This is a genomic window from Pseudomonas sp. ICBG1301, assembly GCF_016918385.1.
Taxonomy (GTDB): domain Bacteria; phylum Pseudomonadota; class Gammaproteobacteria; order Pseudomonadales; family Pseudomonadaceae; genus Aquipseudomonas; species Aquipseudomonas palleroniana.
Map to the genome: position 1 here is coordinate 100,257 of NZ_JAEKGB010000011.1, position 16,457 is coordinate 116,713.

A 16,457-nucleotide genomic window follows, 5' to 3' on the forward strand; every position below is an offset into this window, starting at 1 on the left:
GTCGGTGATTAACGGTTGGCCAAAGGCTTGGCGGCTTTTTGTACCTGGTCCCAGACCCGCAGGAAGTTACCGCCCCACAGCTTGGCGATATCGGCTTCGGAGTAGCCGCGCTGGATCAGTTCGGCGGTGACATTGCGCACTTCGCCGACGTTCTCCCAGCCCTGGATGCCGCCGCCGTCGTTGAAGTCCGAAGCGAGACCGACGTGATCGATACCGATCTTGCGTACGGTGTAGTCAATGGCGTCGCCCAGGTCCTTGAGGGTGGCCTTGGGTTCTTCGTCGAGGATGGCGTACAGCGCACTGGCGTATTGGCCGAAGCGCTGTTCGGGCCATGCGGCAATGATTGCGTCGCCGGGCATCAAGGCCACGGCCAGGTTGGGCAGGGGCGGCAGGTCGAAGCGTGCGCGCAGGGCGTTGAGCTTGTCCTGGGTTGGCTGGCTCAGCGGGCGCAGGTAGGCGGAAAAGCCTACGATCTGCACCACGCCGCCGCTGTTCTTGATCAATTGCAGCTCTTTGTCGCTGAGGTTGCGCGGGATGTCGACGAACGCCCGCGGTGCCGAGTGGGAGGCCACCAGCGGCGTGCGGCTCGTCTGTGCCACTTGCTCCAGGGCTTTGGTCGACATCTGCGACACATCAATGATCACGCCCAGGTCATTCAGGCGGTGGACGGCTTGCTTGCCGATCTCCGACAGTCCCTCGAGGGCGTCCACCGAGTCGTTGAAAAACGGCAGTGGCCGCGAAGAGTCGGACCAATCGTTGTTGCCCACGTAACTGAAGCCGAACATGCGCATGCCGCGCGCGGTCCACAGGTCCAGCTGGTTCAGGTCGTTGCCCAGCGGGTAGGCGTTGAGCATGCTGATGAAAATCGCGAACTTGCCCTCGCCATGCAGGCGCCGGAAATCATCCGGGGTGTAGGCGATGCCCACCTGGTTGGGGAAGTCGCGCACCATGCCGGAGATGATCTTGTAGCGCACCTCCTGCTCGTGGCGGGCTTCTTCGACAAAGCCCTCGGTGGGTTTGTGAGGCGCGTTGGGGCCGTTCCAGATTTCCGGCCAGCCGAAAATGGTCAGCGCCGCGCCGGACAAGCGACCACGCGCCGCCTTGGCCAGGTCGAACTGGCCGCCGCCATCCTTGTCGGCCTCGTTGCCGGCGGTGCCGAAATCCAGGGGGACGGTGATGTGGCTGTCGAAAGACAACAAACGGTCCTGCATCTCGTTGGCCTGCTTGATCACCTCCAGCGGGTAACCGGCATTGCCCTTGAACCAGTGATCCCAGGCCAGGAAACCGGCCCCGGCACCGATCGCCAGTGCCAGCGGCAGGCCGATGTACAGCGCCTTTTTCGAACGTGGTTTTGTCATTGCCATCTCAGTCAGTTGCGGCCTTTGCTATCAGGGAGGAACGAGCGATGGCGGGGGAAATTTAGAGCCAGCGATGCACCGGTAAATTTTGCCGGGCTGCAAACGTTCTAGCTCTGATTAAGCCGTTTCCTAAGGTAGACAATGACGATCTCTCGACGTGGGTTCATCGCAGGCCTGGCGCTGACCGGCGCGGCTGTGCCGGCGGCCCTTTATGCCCATCGTGAGTTGACGCGCGAAGAAGCGTTCCCCATCACCCCCGGCGAAGCCACGGTCGACCTGGCCGATACCCAAGGCCAGCACTTGGCCAATACCTTGCGTGGCGTCTGGAACCTGCGCCTGGAAGGGCGCGATGCCGGCCTCAAGGGTTTGCCTTCGCAAGGCCTGGCGCTGCTGCTGGACATCGCCCCCCGTGGCCGTGGCCTGCGCGGTTACCTGGACACCGCCGACAACCTGCGCGCCGAAGGCGAGCCGCGTTACCGCGTGCTGGGCGATCTGGTGACGGGTGAGGGCGCCTTGCTCTATTGGCGGCTGATCGACCGCGATTCGCCCGCCGGCGTCCCCGCCTATGAATTCAAGATGACCCTCGATGAAGTCTGGGCCGATTTCGGCAACGCCGGCAGCGGTACTCTGACCGGGCAGATCCTCGACCTCAATCGCCCATTGGCGCTGACCGAACGCGACAACCGTTTTGTCGCGCACAAACAGCTGTTCCCCGAAGCCCGCCAGCGTATCGGCCTCAATCCCACGTTGCTGGCCTGGTTGATCTCGCCCGAGCATCGCCTGTTTCACCAGCTGTGGCACGCCACCCGCGACCAATGGCACAAGCTCTCCGAGGAGAAACGCGACGCCCTGCGCGGCATCGGCTGGCAGCCCGGCCCGCGTGGCCAGGAGCGTGATGCGCGAGGCCAGCGCAAGGACCGCAACGGCTCGGGCATCGACTTCTTCTTCATGCACCGGCATATGCTCGGCACGGCGCGCTCCATGCAGGACCTGCCGTCATGGCCGCAATTCCCTGAACCGCAACCGGCGCTGGAACGCGACCGCCTGGGTTTCCTGCGTTACTTCGACAACCACGACGGCTTCGCGCTGCCGCCGGCCTGGTCGGCCCCGGACGATGCCGACTACACCCAGTGGGTTGGTGACATCAAGGCGGCCGAGACTTACCACAGCAACTTCCAGGTGTGGGAGTCGCAATACCGTGACCCGCGTTACCTGGCCAAGTTGACCCTGGGCCAGTTGGGCTCGGAAATGGAACTGGGCCTGCATGACTGGCTGCACATGCGCTGGGCCTCGGTACCTCGCGACCCGTCCAATGGTGCCCCGGTGCCTTTCGCCCGCGACCCCTCGGACTTTGCCGCCCGCTGGTATGCGCCCGAAAACGACTTCCTCGGCGACCCGTTCTCCTCCCACGTCAACCCGGTGTTCTGGCATTTCCACGGCTGGATCGACGACCGCATCGAAGACTGGTTCCGTGCTCATGAACGCTTCCACCCGGGCGAAGTGAGCCGCCGCGAAGTCAACGGCGTGGCCTGGTTTGCCCCAGGTCGTTGGGTCGAAGTCGACGACCCGTGGCTGGGCCCCGATACCCACGGCTGCAGCACCACGCCAGGGCTGCAAATGGGCCGCTCAATGGAGATGGACCCGGAAACCATGAAGCTGGCCCTGCGCATCACCTTCGGCACCGATGAAGACCTGCTCAAGGGCTGGTTCAAGCGCGTGCCGCAACGGCCGTGGTATGCGCGGCATTTGAAGGTCAAGCGCGAGGGTCAGGCTTGACACCCGGCAGCCGGCGCGCAAGGATCAACTCAATTTTTGAAAATTGAGTTTCAGCGATGGCGAAAATCCATAAGCCAGCCGACTTTGCGGTGTTGTTAAAGCAATACGGCCTGGAGATTTTTGAGCTGGCACGCCAATACAAGGCGGTTGACGGCAAAGGGCGGTATTTGCACTGGGATGAATTTCGCCGCTATCCGTCACCGGGTGTCGACAAGGACGCCGCATGGGCCGCCATCAAGATGGCTCGGGCCTGTGGGAGCAAGACGCTTGAGCTGCGCAGCGAGTGCGACAGCCCTTTTTTCTTATACAACACTGATTTTTGTGATGCGGTGATTCACGCTGTTGAGTCGATCACGTCCCGGTTGGGAGGCGCGGCGGCGGCATCGCCCCAATATCGGGACAACACCCAGTATCTGGTGGACTCATTGATGATGGAGGAGGCGATTTCCAGTGCTCAACTGGAAGGTGCGGCGACGACCCGTAAAATCGCCAAGGACATGTTGGCTAAGGAGCGTGCGCCACAGAACGACGATGAGCGGATGATCCTTAACAACTATCACCTGATGCGGCATGCCAAATTTAACAAAGACGAACCGCTTTCTGTTGCGTTGATCTGCGAGTTTCACGGCATTGCTACAGCGGGAATAGACGAGGAAGACGTCCATCCGGGGCATATCAGGATCCATGACGATATTTTTGTCGGCGGGGCGTCTGATGAAGTGGTCCATCAACCCCCCAGGGCGGCGCTGCTGCCGGACAGGCTTGAGGCGCTTTGCCGGTTTGCGAACGAGCGGCATGACGGTCAGGGTGGCACGCACTTTATCCATCCAGTCGTGAAGGCCATCATCCTGCATTTCATGATCGGTTATGAGCATCCCTTCAGGGACGGTAATGGGCGAACCGCACGTTCTTTGTTTTACTGGTTCATGCTCAAAAGTGGCTATTGGCCGTTTGAATACATTTCCATCAGTACGCTGCTCAAAGAAGCCCCGATGCAATATGGCCGTTCCTATATCTACACCGAAACCGATGCGTTTGATCTGACTTACTTCGTCATCTACCAATTGCGGATCATCGAGCGCGCCATCCATGATTTTATGGATTACTTCGAAGGGAAACGGCAAGAAGCCCTGGAACTGATGGGGTGGGTGGACACGCTGGAGTTGAAGGAGGGACTGAATTATCGCCAGGCTCATTTCTTGAAGAAAGTGCTCCAGCATCCGGGACGTGTATTCACCCCCAAGGAACTCACCCACGACTATGACATCTCGGAAAATACCGCACGTAAGGACCTTGAGAAACTGCTGGGCATGAAAGTGCTGTTCAAGGTCCAGGAAGGTAAATCGTTCCTGTATGTGGCACGAGAGGATGGGCAAGCCAACTTGAAGGCGCTGGCATCTGCGAGTTAGGGGAGGCTCAAACCTGCTCCTCCCCCCGCAATTGCACGCTCATAGCGTCACAGCTGGCTGCCCAGTCGCTTAACCACTGCGGCATCGCAGGTGAGGTCTCGTCCAGGCCCAGTTCACGCAGGAAATCCGCCGGGGGCAGGGTGCCCTTGGCGTTGCGGAACAGCCCGCGCATCACCACCACGCCAACCACCCGGCCCTGGCTGACGAAGCGGTGCTCCATCAGGCTCCACTTGTGGTCCCAGCCGAGCATGCGGGTGTGCACCTCGAACGCTTCGAACAGTTTCAACTCGCGGCGGAACTTGCCCCAGGTATCGCCCACGATCGGCAAGGCTTTTTGGCGCAGGGCCACGCGAAAGGCGCCGGTGCGCAGTACAAAATCCATGCGTGCCACGTCCGCCAGGGAAAAATACCGGCCATTGGTGACATGCCGGTTGAGGTCCAGGTCCAGCGGCCACACCCGCATACGCACCACGGTGGTGTCCAGCCCATGCACAGGGTTACGCCAGGGGCGGCGGCACAGCATGCGGAACAAGCGAAACCAGAGATTCATAAAAACGCCAGGCAATTGATCGGAGCGGGCACTGTAAAGGTGTCGGATCGGCTAAGGTAGGTGCGCAAATGACTTATTACATGCGAAAAGCGCAATAGGCCCCTCAATGCACATCACCTTGCTTCTGGCCGATCAATGCTCCGCCGCCAGTGCCACCCTGGCCCTGGAAATGCTCAGCGCCGCCAACCTGTTCGCCGAGACGCCGCCCTTTGAGCTCACTGTTGCATCCCTCGACGGCGAGCCTGTGGCGGCCTGGGGTGGGCAGCGTTTGCAGGTGGACCGTTCGCTGGCGCAAGTGGCCCAGACCGACCTGGTATTGATCCCGGGATTTCTCTTTACCCTGAAAGACGCCTTGCCGGCGTTTCCAAGCTACGGCCCCTGGCTACGTGAGCAGCATGCGCGTGGCGCAGTGCTGGCCTCGATGTGCACCGGCGCTTTTCTGCTGGCCGAAACCGGCTTGCTATGCGACCTGCGCGCCACTACCCATTGGGCGTTTGCCGAGCTGTTCCGGCGCCGTTACGCCACGGTGCGCCTGGATGACGCGCAGATCCTGTGCGAAGAAAACCGCATGATCACCTGTGGCGGCGCCAGTGCGGCAATGGATTTGATGCTGCACCTGATTCGCCGTTTCGGTTCGCCGGAACTGGCCCACACGTGCAGCCGATACCTGCTGATCGATACGGTACGCACCGAACAATCGGTATATGCCATGTGGTCGCTGCCCAAGAGCCATGGCGATGTTGAAATTCTGCGGGTACAGCATTGGTTGGAGCAGCACTTTGCCCAGCCGCTGGTGATCGACGAGGTAGCGCGGCGCTTTGGGTTTGGCGTGCGCAATTTCAAGCGGCGCTTCAAGGAGGCGACCGCCCATACGCCGATTGCCTACGTGCAGGCCCTGCGCCTGGAGCGGGCCAAGCAGATGCTCGAATCGACGCGCATGACCCTCGAAAGCATCACCTACGCGGTGGGGTATGAAGACAGCAATTCGTTTCGCCGCCTGTTCCAGCAACGGGTGGGGATGTTGCCGGCGGCCTATCGCAAGAAATTTCTCGGCGTTGTGCGGTGATTCAACGGCGCAATTGCGGCTCTTCTTCGATACACGTCACCAGAAACTCCATCACCACTTTCACCGAGGGTGAGCGGCGCATATCCGGGTACACCGTGAGCCAGATATCTCGAACCGGGCCTTCGCTGGCCGTGGGCAGCCTGACCAGTAACGGATCGTGGTCGCCCACCAGGGTCGGCAATACTACGGCGCCGACCCGGGCGCGGGCTGCCATTTGCTGGGTAATCAGCTCACTGGCGGCAAACACCACCGGCCGTTGGCCGCGCACTTGGTGCATCCACGCCTGTTGGGGCAGGTGATCGCGGCTACTGTCATAGGCGACGAAGCCCCACTGCGGCGCTGGCAATTGTTGCAGTTCGGGCGAGCCATACAGCCCGAAGCGCACCACGCCGACCTTGCGCCGCACCAGCGCGTTCTCGTCGGGCCGCACGGTGCGCAGGGCAATATCGGCCTCGCCCTTGTCCAGTGCCGCGACCTGGGTAGACGGCATCAGCACCAGATTCAACTGGGGATACTGCGCACGCAAACGGGCGATGTGGGGGGCGATGCAATGGTTGGCGATGGACGGCGGGCAACTGACCCGTACCGTACCGACCATTTCGATGGAGGCGACCCGCGACAGGCGCATGACGTCAGTGGCCATTTCGTCCATGCCGGCCGCCAGTTTCGCCAACGCCAGGCCCTGCGCAGTGAGCGGCCGGCTACGCGGCAAGCGGTCTACCAGCTTGACGCCCAGGGCTTTTTCCAGCGCGTCGACGCGGCGCCCGACGGTAGCATGTTCCACCTGCAACTCCCGCGCGGCCGCCGACAGCGACTGGGTGCGTGCCAATACGGTGAAGAAGTACAGATCCTGCCAGTCGAACATCGGGTTATTTCCGCACGGAGGTTGTGAATAGATGGGGAATTTTCAGTCTGATAGCGTCCTTTTACCATGGGCACTTCCTACTGCAAACGGAGTTGTTCCCCATGAAAGCCATCACCCTGCACACCTACGGCGGCCCTGAAGTGGCCCAACTGCGCCATGACGTACCCAAACCCCAGGTCATCGCTGGGCATGTGTTGGTGCAGGTTGCCTGTGCGGGCATCAATTTCATGGATATCCATACCCGCCAGGGCAAATACGCCAGGTCAGCGACCTACCCGGTGCGCCTGCCTTGCACACTGGGCATGGAAGGCGCGGGTGTGGTGGTAGAAGTGGGGGCCGACGTCAGCCATTTGCACGTGGGTGACCGCGTAGCCTGGTGTATCGCCTGGGGAGCCTATGCCGAGTACGCCTGTGTGCCTGTCGACAAAGTGGCACAGATTCCCACCGCGATCCCTTTCGATCAGGCGGCTGCAGCGATGTTTCAAGGGAGCACCGCCCATTACCTGATCGAGGATGTGGCGCGTCTGAAAGCCGGTGATACCTGCCTGATCCACGCGGCATCCGGCAGCATCGGTCAATGGCTGGTGCAGATGGCGCGTCGACTCGGCGCGACCGTGTTCACGACCGGTAGCACCGCTGAAAAATGTGCGATTGCCCTGGAGCGGGGGGCCCACCACGCCTGGACCTATGACGGATTTGCCGAGCGGGTGCTGGAGGCCACCGATGGGCGCGAGGTGGACGTGGTATTTGATTCGCTGGGTAAAACCACCTTGCGCGACAGTTTCAGGGCATGCCGTACCCGTGGCTTGATCGTCAACTACGGCAATGTTTCGGGCTCGTTGACGGATCTTGATCCGATGGAGCTGGGGGAGGCCGGTTCATTGTTTTTGACACGACCGCGGCTGGCCGACCATATGGCCGATGGTCCTACCGTGCAACGACGGGCGAACGCGGTGTTCGCGGCAATGCTGGAGGGCTCGCTGACGGTGGAGATCGAAGGGCATTACACGTTGGAAACGGTCAAGCAAGTGCATGAACGCATCGAAGCACGGCAGCAGATCGGCAAGGCGGTTCTGTGGCTGGAGCGCAACCTGCATTAATCGAAGACGAAAAAAAACCGGCTGATCAGGCCGGTTTGGGGTTCCCGCCAACAGCGCGGGGTCAGGCATTGTTGCTGTGCAGACGGTCGGCACCACCTTCGGCCAGGCCACGCTCTTGCAGACGATCAGCGCCACCTTCGGCCAGACCACGTTCCTGCAGACGATCCGCGCCACCTTCGGCCAGGCCACGCTCTTGCAGACGATCAGCGCCACCTTCGGCCAGGCCACGTTGTTGCAGACGATCCGCGCCACCTTCAGCCAGGCCACGTTGTTGCAGACGATCCGCGCCGCCTTCGGCCAGACCACGTTGTTGCAGACGGTCAGCACCGCCTTCAGCTACGCGGCGTTCCAGCAGGCGGTCAGCACCGCTTTCGGCTACACGGCTATCCATCAGGCGATCCGCGCCGCCTTCAGCGACAACGGGGTGAGCAAAAGCATTGGCGGCGAGTACCGAGAAAGCGAGGCTAAGCAAGATTTGGCGTTTCATGAGAGTGTGCTCCGAGTATTGGGTTTGGGTGCTGCTGGGTATGGGTTTGATGTTACGCGTTGGATTTTTCAAGAGAACTTCATTGCGCTGATGGTGACTATCGATGCCAACGATGGCCCGTTCTCACGGGCCATCGCAGGGCCGGTCATGGCATCTGCGGCAGTTCCTGAGGGCGCAGGTCAAACACCAGCACCTCGGCGTCAGTGCCCTGGCTCAGGCGAATCTGGCGTTCATCGCGAATGCGTGCGCCGTCACCTTCCTGCAGGCGCTGCCCATTGATCTCGAGGCTGCCACGTGCCACATGGATGTACGCGTAGCGGTCCGGCGCCAGATCGAGGGTTGCGCTTTCGTCACCGTTGAACAGGCCCGCATAGACCCGGGCATCCTGGCGCACGTTGAGCGAACCCTTGGCGCCATCCGGCGAGATGATCAACTGCAAGCGCCCACGTTTCTGCGCCTCGCTGAAGTGCTCTTGCTGATAGCGCGGCTTGGCGCCGACCACATCCGGCACGATCCAGATCTGCAGAAAGTGCACACCGCGGTTCTGGCTGTGGTTGAACTCGCTGTGGGCCACGCCACTGCCCGCGCTCATCAGTTGCACGTCACCCGGGCGGATCACCGAACCGGTGCCCAGGGTGTCCTTGTGTTCCAGGGCGCCTTCGAGCACATAGGAGAAAATCTCCATGTCGCGGTGCGGGTGCTGGCCGAAGCCCTTGCCTGCGGCGACGCGGTCATCGTTGATCACCAGCAGGTCGGAAAAACCTTGCTCCTGGGGGTTCCAGTAATTGGCGAATGAGAAGGTGTGGAACGACTTCAACCAACCGTGATTGGCGGCGCCGCGTTCCGAGGCTTTGCGAAGGGTCAGCATGGGATGTTCTCCTCAAAAGAAGCGGTCTGCACGATGCAGGGCTTCGGTGTGAGGAGAAGGTTACTGGTTAGCGATAGGTTGATTAAGAAGCTGAATTTTGAATAACTGTCCCGCTACAGTTGACGATTGCCCGCTGAGCCGCCCTGAGGTAATCGCGATAGCGCAGTTGAAGTTTGCGCCAGGTCATCGGGTTCACCCCTTCGATACGGCTGAACAGGTGGCAGAAGTGCGCCTGGTCGAAGAACCCGCATTCCTGGCTGATTTGCGTCAGGCTCAGGCCGGAGACGGCAATCAGCCGCTTGGCTTGCTTGACGCGTTGCTGGCGGATCCATTTCTGGGGGGCTACACCTGTAGTGCGCTTGAAGGCCCGGGAGAAATGGCTGCGCGACAGTTCACAGGCGCGGGCCAGTTCCGTCACGTCCAGCGTCCCGGACAGATTGGCGAGGATCAACTGTTTGACCCTCTGTTCGCGCTGTGGGCACAGCATTCCGGTGACAGCAACGGGTTGAGCCATGATCGATCTCCGTGGTCGATGGGCGCGGGGTCCTGCCTACCTTACCGGTGAATGCAGCCCCCGTGTAGAGCGCTGCAAGCATCTCTTGCGCAGAGCACATACGTGCAATTTTTGCGGATCGGCACATTGCACACTACTGCCAATATTCAAGTACCCAGAGGAAAAACACGATGGACTCAACAGCGCAAGGCGGGCCGGATGAGGTCGTGACCCTGGTGGTCAAACACCGCGTGAAAAAGGGGCTTGAAGCCGATTACGAAGCCTGGCTGCGACGCATTGTGCGCATTGCCGGTGAGCGCCCGGGCCACCTCGGCGTTGATGTGGTGCGCAGCAAGCAGGACGCCCTGGCGCTGTTCACCTGCGTGTTGCGCTATCGCTCGGCCGATGACCTCAAGCACTGGCTGGACTCCCCCGAGCGTCAGGAGCTGATCAACCAGGCCGCACCGATGCTCGCCGACGGCGACCGCACCGAAGTCGGCTCGGCCAACGAGTTCTGGTTTTCGCCCCTGGCCGACACCGCCGCGAAGCCTCCGCGCTGGAAGCAGGCGGTCGTCACCCTGTGTGTGATCCTGCCGCTGACCCTGCTGGTGCCGATCATCTGGGGCCCGGTGCTGCGCTTGCATCCGCTGCTCTCCAACTACGTCGTCGCCACATTCCTGATCACCCTGACCATCGTTCTGCTGGTGGTCTACCTGCTGATGCCGGCGGCCACCCGCCTGTTCGCTCCCTGGCTTGAAGCCTCTGTAAAGGAAACCCTATGAACGCCGATCTGATTTTGTTCAATGGCCAGTTCCACACCGTGGATCGTGAAAACCCGCGTGCCACCGCCGTTGCCATCAGCCAGGGGCGCTTCGTCGCCGTGGGCACCGATGGTGAAGCCATGGCCCTGCGTGGCAGCGGCACCCAGGTCATCGACCTCAAGGGCCGCACAGTCATTCCGGGGCTTAACGACTCGCACCTGCACTTGATTCGTGGCGGGCTCAATTACAACCTCGAGTTGCGCTGGGAAGGTGTGCCGTCCCTGGCCGATGCCTTGCGCATGCTCAAGGACCAGGCCGACCGTACGCCCACGCCGCAATGGGTGCGCGTGGTCGGTGGCTGGAACGAATTCCAGTTCGCCGAAAAGCGCATGCCGACCCTGGACGAACTCAACCAGGCCGCGCCGGACACGCCGGTGTTCGTGCTGCACCTGTACGACCGCGCCTTGCTCAACCGTGCCGCATTGCGCGTGGCCGGGTACACCAAGGACACGCCCAACCCACCGGGTGGCGAGATTGTGCGCGACAGCCACGGCAACCCAACCGGGATGCTGGTGGCCCGGCCCAATGCGATGATTCTGTATGCGACCCTGGCCAAGGGGCCGAAACTGCCGTTGGAATATCAGGTCAACTCCACCCGCCAGTTCATGCATGAACTCAATCGCCTGGGCCTGACCAGCGCCATTGACGCGGGCGGCGGTTTCCAGAATTACCCCGATGACTATGCGGTGATCGAGCAACTGGCCAAGGACGAACAGTTGACGGTGCGCATCGCCTACAACCTGTTCACCCAGAAGCCCAAGGAAGAACTCAGCGACTTCAAGAACTGGACCGGCAGCGTCAAGTTGCACCAGGGCGATGATTACCTGCGCCACAACGGGGCCGGCGAGATGCTGGTGTTCTCGGCCGCCGACTTCGAAGACTTCCTCGAACCGCGTCCCGACCTGCCGCAGACCATGGAACAGGAGCTGGAACCGGTGGTGCGCCACTTGGTCGAGCAGCGCTGGCCGTTCCGCCTGCACGCGACCTATAACGAATCCATCTCGCGCATGCTCGACGTCTTCGAGAAGGTCAACCGCGATATTCCGTTCAATGGCCTGCCGTGGTTCTTCGACCATGCCGAAACCATCACGCCGCAGAACATCGAACGTGTACGTGCCTTGGGTGGCGGTATCGCCATCCAGGACCGCATGGCGTTCCAGGGCGAATATTTTGTCGAGCGCTACGGCGCCAAGGCCGCCGAAGCCACGCCGCCGATACAGCGCATGCTCGCCGAAGGCGTACCGGTAGGCGCGGGCACCGACGCCACGCGGGTGTCGAGCTACAACCCGTGGACCTCGTTGTACTGGATGGTCAGCGGCCGCACCGTCGGTGGCCTGGCGCTGCATGCCGAGGGCCTGCCGCGTCTGACCGCGTTGGAACTGTTCACCCATGGCAGCGCCTGGTTCTCGTCCGAGCAAGGCAAGAAGGGGCAGATCAAGGTCGGCCAATTGGCGGACGTCGCGGCGTTGTCCGCCGACTTTTTCAGCGTCGATGAAGAAGCCATCAAGTGGATCGAATCGGTGCTCACCGTCGTCGGCGGCAAGGTGGTGTACGGCGCCGGTGACTTCGAAGATTACGCACCGCCGCGCGTGCCGGTGCTGCCGGACTGGTCGCCGGTGGTCAAGGTGCCGGGCCACTGGCGCCCGAGTTCACCGTTGCAGGCCCAGGTCCACCAATGCAGCGGCCCCTGCGGCGTGCATTCCCACAGCCACGAAAAAGCGCGCCTTTCCAGCGTGCCGGTCAGCGACTTCCAGGGTTTCTGGGGTGCGTTCGGCTGCTCGTGCTTTGCATTCTGATTACCCAAACCCCCGTAAGGAGTTGAACCATGGCTAGCCCTCGTTTGAACAAAGATGACGCCGTTGTACTGTTGGTCGATCACCAGACCGGCCTGATCTCCCTGGTGCAGGATTTCTCGCCCAACGAATTCAAGAACAACGTACTGGCCCTGGCCGATGTGGCGAAGTTCTTCAAGTTGCCGACCATCCTCACCACCAGCTTCGAAAGCGGCCCCAACGGCCCGCTGGTTCCAGAGTTGAAAGAACTGTTCCCGGACGCGCCGTACATCGCCCGTCCTGGCCAGATCAACGCCTGGGACAACGAAGACTTCGTCAAGGCAGTGAAGGCGACCGGCCGCAAGCAGATCATCATTGCCGGTGTGGTGACGGACGTGTGCGTAGCGTTCCCGACCCTGTGCGCGCTGGAAGAAGGCTTTGAGGTATTCGTGGTCACCGATGCCTCCGGCACCTTCAACGAAACCGTGCAACAAGCGGCCTGGGCACGTATGACCGCCGCTGGTGCCCAACTGGTCAACTGGTTCGCCGTGGCCTGCGAGCTTCAGCGCGACTGGCGCAACGACATGGAAGGCCTGGCCAACCTGCTGTCGCCACGCATCCCCAACTACCGCAACCTGATGAACAGCTACTCGGCCTTCACCGCCAAGTAACCCATCCCCATCGTTCCCACGCTCCGCGTGGGAATGCCTCCCGTGTCGCTCCGCGTCACGACCTGCACTGCGGACGCGCAGCGTCCAAGGGCTGCATTCCCACGCAGCGCGTGGGAATGATCAGTCAGGGCGTGTTATAAACCCGGAAATGTCCACCGAGAAGCGACAATGAACCCCTTCGAAGACATGCGCCTGTTCTGCCAGGTCATGGAGTCCGGCAGCTTCACCGCCGCCGCCGAGCAATTGGGCCTGTCCAAACAATTTGTCAGCCGCCGCCTGATCCAGCTCGAAGACCGCCTCGGCGTGCGTCTGCTCAACCGCTCCACCCGCCGCCTCGACGTCACGCCGCTGGGCCAGAGTTACTACGAATCCGCCTTGCGCCTGCTCAGTGAAGTCGAGCAGGTGGAGCAGGGCATCGCCGGCCAGAACAGCGAACCACGCGGCACCATTCGCCTGAGTGCGCCCTTGTCATTTGCCATGGCGCACCTGGGTTGCCTGCTGCCGCTGTTCCTGCAACGTCACCCGCATGTCTCGGTGGAAGTCGACCTGAGCGACCGCCCCGTCGACCTGATCGGCGAGGGTTATGACCTCGTGTTGCGCATCGGCACCCTGGAGGATTCCACCCTGATCGCTCGGCGCATCGCCAGCGTGCAGCGTGTGTACTGCGCCAGCCCCGACTACCTGGCCGTGCGCGGTACGCCGCAAAAGCCCGAAGACCTGGCCGGCCATGATTGCCTGCCCTATGGTCACGGCCGCCAGGTGCAGTGGCGTTTCCAGGCCAAGGGCAAGTTGCAGTCGCTGAATGTCAGCGGGCGTATGCGCGTCAATAATGGCGAGCTGCTGCGCGACACAGCCATCGCCGGAATGGGCGTCACCTACCTGCCGACCTTTATCGTCGCCGATGCCTTGAAGGACGGGCGCCTGGTGACGTTGCTGGATGAGTACGCCCCCGACCCCCTGACCCTGTCGGCGGTGTACCCGCAGCACCGGCAAAGTTCGCGGCCGGTGCAGGCGCTGGTGGAGTTTCTACGCGAGCGCCTCGCCGGCGGTTGTTAATTGGCCCGGTTGTGGAGTGCTTGCTGAGCCAGGTAACGCTCCAGATTGGCCAGGAACGCGTCGGCGATCTCATGCTGGCTGCGCGTGGAAATCGCCGAGGTGTGCGGCGATAAGCGCACGCGCGGATGACTGTACAGCGGATGTCCCTCCGGCAACGGCTCCGGCTCTGTCACATCCAGTGATGCCAGCCCGATCTGACCGTTATCCAGCGCTTCGAGCAGCGCCTCCTGATCCAGCAAACCACCCCGCGCGATGTTGATCAGGTGCAATCCCGGCTTGGCGCTCCCCAGGACCTCACGGTTGATGATATGCCGCGTGGCCTCGGTCAGCGGTGCGGCTACCACCAGGTGATCGGCGCGGGCGAACAGGTCATGGATATCCTTGGCAGTTTCCACGCCCGAACTGAACGGTGCCTGGCTTTGACGTAGCGCCACGACGTTGATCCCCAGGGCCAGGGCCTTTTGCGCCAGGCGCTCGCCAATCGCACCAAACCCCAGGATCCCCAGCGTGGTGCCCTTGAGAGGGCGCAGTGCGGTGAACTGCCACTGGGCATCCTTCACCCAGATATCCGGCAAGTGTTTGGCCGCAGCAAAGATCGCCGCCAGGGCGAACTCGGCGAGGTTATCGGCGGCGCTGCCGCGTGAGGTGGTCACCGGCGGGCCGTTGAACAGCCACTGGGGGTAAAAGTCGATACCCGAGGACACCAGGTGTACCCACTGAACGCCGTAAGGCCAGCCGGGCGGCGGGGTGTCGGGGGCGGTGTAGCCACGCACGTTGATCGGGCGCAGCAGCAGGACATTGGCCTGGGGCGGCAGGTCGCTGGGCACGCCGACCGGTACACCGATGACCTGGGCTTGCGGGAGCAGCGTGACCAGGCGCTGGCGGATCACGGCGTTGAAGTCTTCGTCCAGTTGGCTGGCGATAATCACCTGACTCATGTGCGTTCCTTCTGACGTTGTGCGAACACGGCTTTGCCGACGCCTTGCAGCACGGCGTCGTTCTGCGGGGTGTGGACGCGGCTGCACAGCACGTCGCGATAGTGCCGTTGCAGCGGGCTATGACGTGAAAGGCCGGGGTTGCCCGAGGCTTCGATGGCCAGCTCCACCGCACGGATCGCGTTGTGGGTCACCAGGTACTTCAACTGCGCCGCGTGAGTGGCCGGGGTGTGCCCTTCGGCGGCAGCGTCCAGCAGGCTGCGGTTGGCGAACAGCAACGTGTCGATATGCCCGACGGTTTCCTGGAACCGTGGCAGGGTGGCCAGCGCCGCCCCAAGGTTGGATGGCTTGCGTTCTTCCAGCCAGGTAACCAGCCAATCCCGTGCGGCCTGGGCCACGGCGTCGTACACCGACGACAACAACACCGCCATCCACCGAAACCCTTCGCCATCCAGCTCGGATTGCGGCGCGCTCCAGGGGCTGACGCTGACCGCGTGGTCCAACGGCACCAGCACGTTGTCGAACACCACTTCATGGCTGCAGGTGGCGCGCATGCCCAGGTGGTCCCAGGTGTCGATGATGCTCACGCCGGGGCTGTTTTTTGGCACCAGCCAGGCGCCCACCAACGGGTCGGTATCGTCACTGCGCGCCCACACGCTGAACCAGCTCAGGCCATGGCTGCCGGTGGAGTAAATCTTGCGCCCGCTGATGCGCCAACCTTCAGCGGTGCGCACTGCGGTAGTTGCCGGCAAACCGCCACGGGCCGGGGTGCCCAGGTCGGGTTCTACACGCAACGCATTGATCAGCGCGCCGTTGCGCACCGCCTCTTCTGCTACTTGGACACGGAGGTGCGGGGGCCAGGTTTTGCTGTCTTGCAGGCGTGTGTGTTGCAGGTATTGCATCACCAGAATCAATGCGGTGGAGGGCTCGCCCTTGGCTATCGCACTGATGGCCTTGCGCGCCTGGGGCAGGCTGGCGCCGCCACCACCCAGGGATTTGGGCACGGTGAGGGCGACCAGGCCGTGCTCGTGCAACAGCTTGAAGTTGGCGTGGGGGAAGGCGCCGCTTTCATCAAACCGATGCGCAGTGCTGGCCAGCTCGGCGCTGAGACGCTCGAGCAGGGCATCGAAATGGGCCACTTCCACGGAACGCAAGGACGCTTGAGTCATGAGTCTGTACTCGCTTGAAATGGTTGTAGTGAGCGGGCAAGCCCTAATGCCAGTCAGTTAA

Annotated in this window: 16 protein-coding genes; 8 read left to right on the top strand and 8 right to left on the bottom strand. The window is 62.1% G+C overall.

The features are described from left to right. Positions 1-8 precede the first annotated feature (8 nt). Complete coding sequence (pvdM, locus tag JBE38_RS23290; protein ID WP_090371662.1) at positions 9-1,358, bottom strand: pyoverdine-tailoring dipeptidase-like protein PvdM; 1,350 nt, start codon at positions 1,356-1,358, stop codon at positions 9-11. Positions 1,359-1,499: 141 nt separating this feature from the next. Between pvdM and pvdP the strand changes: the two genes are divergently transcribed. Next, positions 1,500-3,134, top strand: a complete 1,635-nt coding sequence (pvdP, locus tag JBE38_RS23295) for a pyoverdine maturation tyrosinase PvdP (protein WP_205345221.1) — start codon at positions 1,500-1,502, stop codon at positions 3,132-3,134. 56 nt (positions 3,135-3,190) lie between these two features. Then, on the top strand, positions 3,191-4,543 hold the full coding sequence (locus JBE38_RS23300; RefSeq protein ID WP_090371658.1) for a Fic family protein: 1,353 nt from the start codon (positions 3,191-3,193) through the stop codon (positions 4,541-4,543). 7 nt (positions 4,544-4,550) lie between these two features. On the opposite strand, the gene JBE38_RS23305 is transcribed toward JBE38_RS23300, so the two are convergent. Continuing rightward, positions 4,551-5,093: an acyl-CoA thioesterase gene (locus JBE38_RS23305; protein WP_090371656.1), complete on the bottom strand. Its 543-nt coding sequence runs from the start codon at positions 5,091-5,093 to the stop codon at positions 4,551-4,553. Positions 5,094-5,199: 106 nt separating this feature from the next. On the opposite strand from JBE38_RS23305, the gene JBE38_RS23310 reads away from it, so the two are divergent. Continuing rightward, complete coding sequence (locus JBE38_RS23310; RefSeq protein WP_205345222.1) at positions 5,200-6,159, top strand: GlxA family transcriptional regulator; 960 nt, start codon at positions 5,200-5,202, stop codon at positions 6,157-6,159. A 1-nt stretch (position 6,160) separates the two neighbouring features. Here the strand turns inward: JBE38_RS23310 and JBE38_RS23315 are convergent, their stop codons facing one another. Beyond that, positions 6,161-7,024: a LysR family transcriptional regulator gene (locus JBE38_RS23315; RefSeq protein ID WP_205345223.1), complete on the bottom strand. Its 864-nt coding sequence runs from the start codon at positions 7,022-7,024 to the stop codon at positions 6,161-6,163. A 101-nt stretch (positions 7,025-7,125) separates the two neighbouring features. On the opposite strand from JBE38_RS23315, the gene JBE38_RS23320 reads away from it, so the two are divergent. Continuing rightward, complete coding sequence (locus tag JBE38_RS23320) at positions 7,126-8,124, top strand: quinone oxidoreductase family protein (RefSeq protein WP_205345224.1); 999 nt, start codon at positions 7,126-7,128, stop codon at positions 8,122-8,124. A 61-nt stretch (positions 8,125-8,185) separates the two neighbouring features. Here the strand turns inward: JBE38_RS23320 and JBE38_RS23325 are convergent, their stop codons facing one another. From JBE38_RS23325 to JBE38_RS23335, 3 genes are all read right to left on the bottom strand, one after another. Then, positions 8,186-8,611 carry a hypothetical protein gene (locus JBE38_RS23325; RefSeq protein ID WP_090371648.1) on the bottom strand — a complete coding sequence of 142 codons (426 nt, stop codon included), beginning with the start codon at positions 8,609-8,611 and terminating at the stop codon, positions 8,186-8,188. Between the two features lie 145 nt (positions 8,612-8,756). Beyond that, a complete protein-coding gene (locus tag JBE38_RS23330) occupies positions 8,757-9,479 on the bottom strand; it encodes a pirin family protein (protein ID WP_205345225.1) in 723 nt (240 codons plus the stop codon). 82 nt (positions 9,480-9,561) lie between these two features. Further along, positions 9,562-9,993 carry a helix-turn-helix domain-containing protein gene (locus JBE38_RS23335; RefSeq protein ID WP_090371644.1) on the bottom strand — a complete coding sequence of 144 codons (432 nt, stop codon included), beginning with the start codon at positions 9,991-9,993 and terminating at the stop codon, positions 9,562-9,564. 170 nt (positions 9,994-10,163) lie between these two features. Here JBE38_RS23335 and JBE38_RS23340 point away from each other — a divergent pair, with 170 nt between their 5' ends. The 4 genes from JBE38_RS23340 to JBE38_RS23355 all read left to right on the top strand — a co-directional run bounded on the left by JBE38_RS23340 (position 10,164) and on the right by JBE38_RS23355 (position 14,292). Continuing rightward, positions 10,164-10,754 carry an antibiotic biosynthesis monooxygenase gene (locus tag JBE38_RS23340; RefSeq protein WP_060755312.1) on the top strand — a complete coding sequence of 197 codons (591 nt, stop codon included), beginning with the start codon at positions 10,164-10,166 and terminating at the stop codon, positions 10,752-10,754. Beyond that, the gene (locus JBE38_RS23345; protein WP_198761957.1) at positions 10,751-12,589 is read left to right on the top strand and encodes an amidohydrolase; all 1,839 of its coding nucleotides are present in this window, start codon (positions 10,751-10,753) and stop codon (positions 12,587-12,589) included. The genes JBE38_RS23340 and JBE38_RS23345 overlap by 4 nt, the downstream gene beginning before the upstream one ends. A gap of 29 nt (positions 12,590-12,618) precedes the next feature. Further along, positions 12,619-13,236, top strand: coding sequence for an isochorismate family cysteine hydrolase YcaC (gene ycaC, locus JBE38_RS23350; RefSeq protein WP_060755310.1), 618 nt, complete (start codon positions 12,619-12,621; stop codon positions 13,234-13,236). A 168-nt stretch (positions 13,237-13,404) separates the two neighbouring features. Continuing rightward, complete coding sequence (locus JBE38_RS23355) at positions 13,405-14,292, top strand: LysR family transcriptional regulator (protein ID WP_060755309.1); 888 nt, start codon at positions 13,405-13,407, stop codon at positions 14,290-14,292. Here JBE38_RS23355 and JBE38_RS23360 read toward each other — a convergent pair. Both JBE38_RS23360 and JBE38_RS23365 read right to left on the bottom strand, forming a co-directional pair. Continuing rightward, a complete protein-coding gene (locus JBE38_RS23360) occupies positions 14,289-15,230 on the bottom strand; it encodes a D-isomer specific 2-hydroxyacid dehydrogenase family protein (RefSeq protein WP_205345226.1) in 942 nt (313 codons plus the stop codon). The genes JBE38_RS23355 and JBE38_RS23360 overlap by 4 nt on opposite strands. Continuing rightward, positions 15,227-16,396, bottom strand: coding sequence for an acyl-CoA dehydrogenase family protein (locus tag JBE38_RS23365; protein WP_205345227.1), 1,170 nt, complete (start codon positions 16,394-16,396; stop codon positions 15,227-15,229). The genes JBE38_RS23360 and JBE38_RS23365 overlap by 4 nt, the downstream gene beginning before the upstream one ends. Positions 16,397-16,457: the final 61 nt, after the last annotated feature.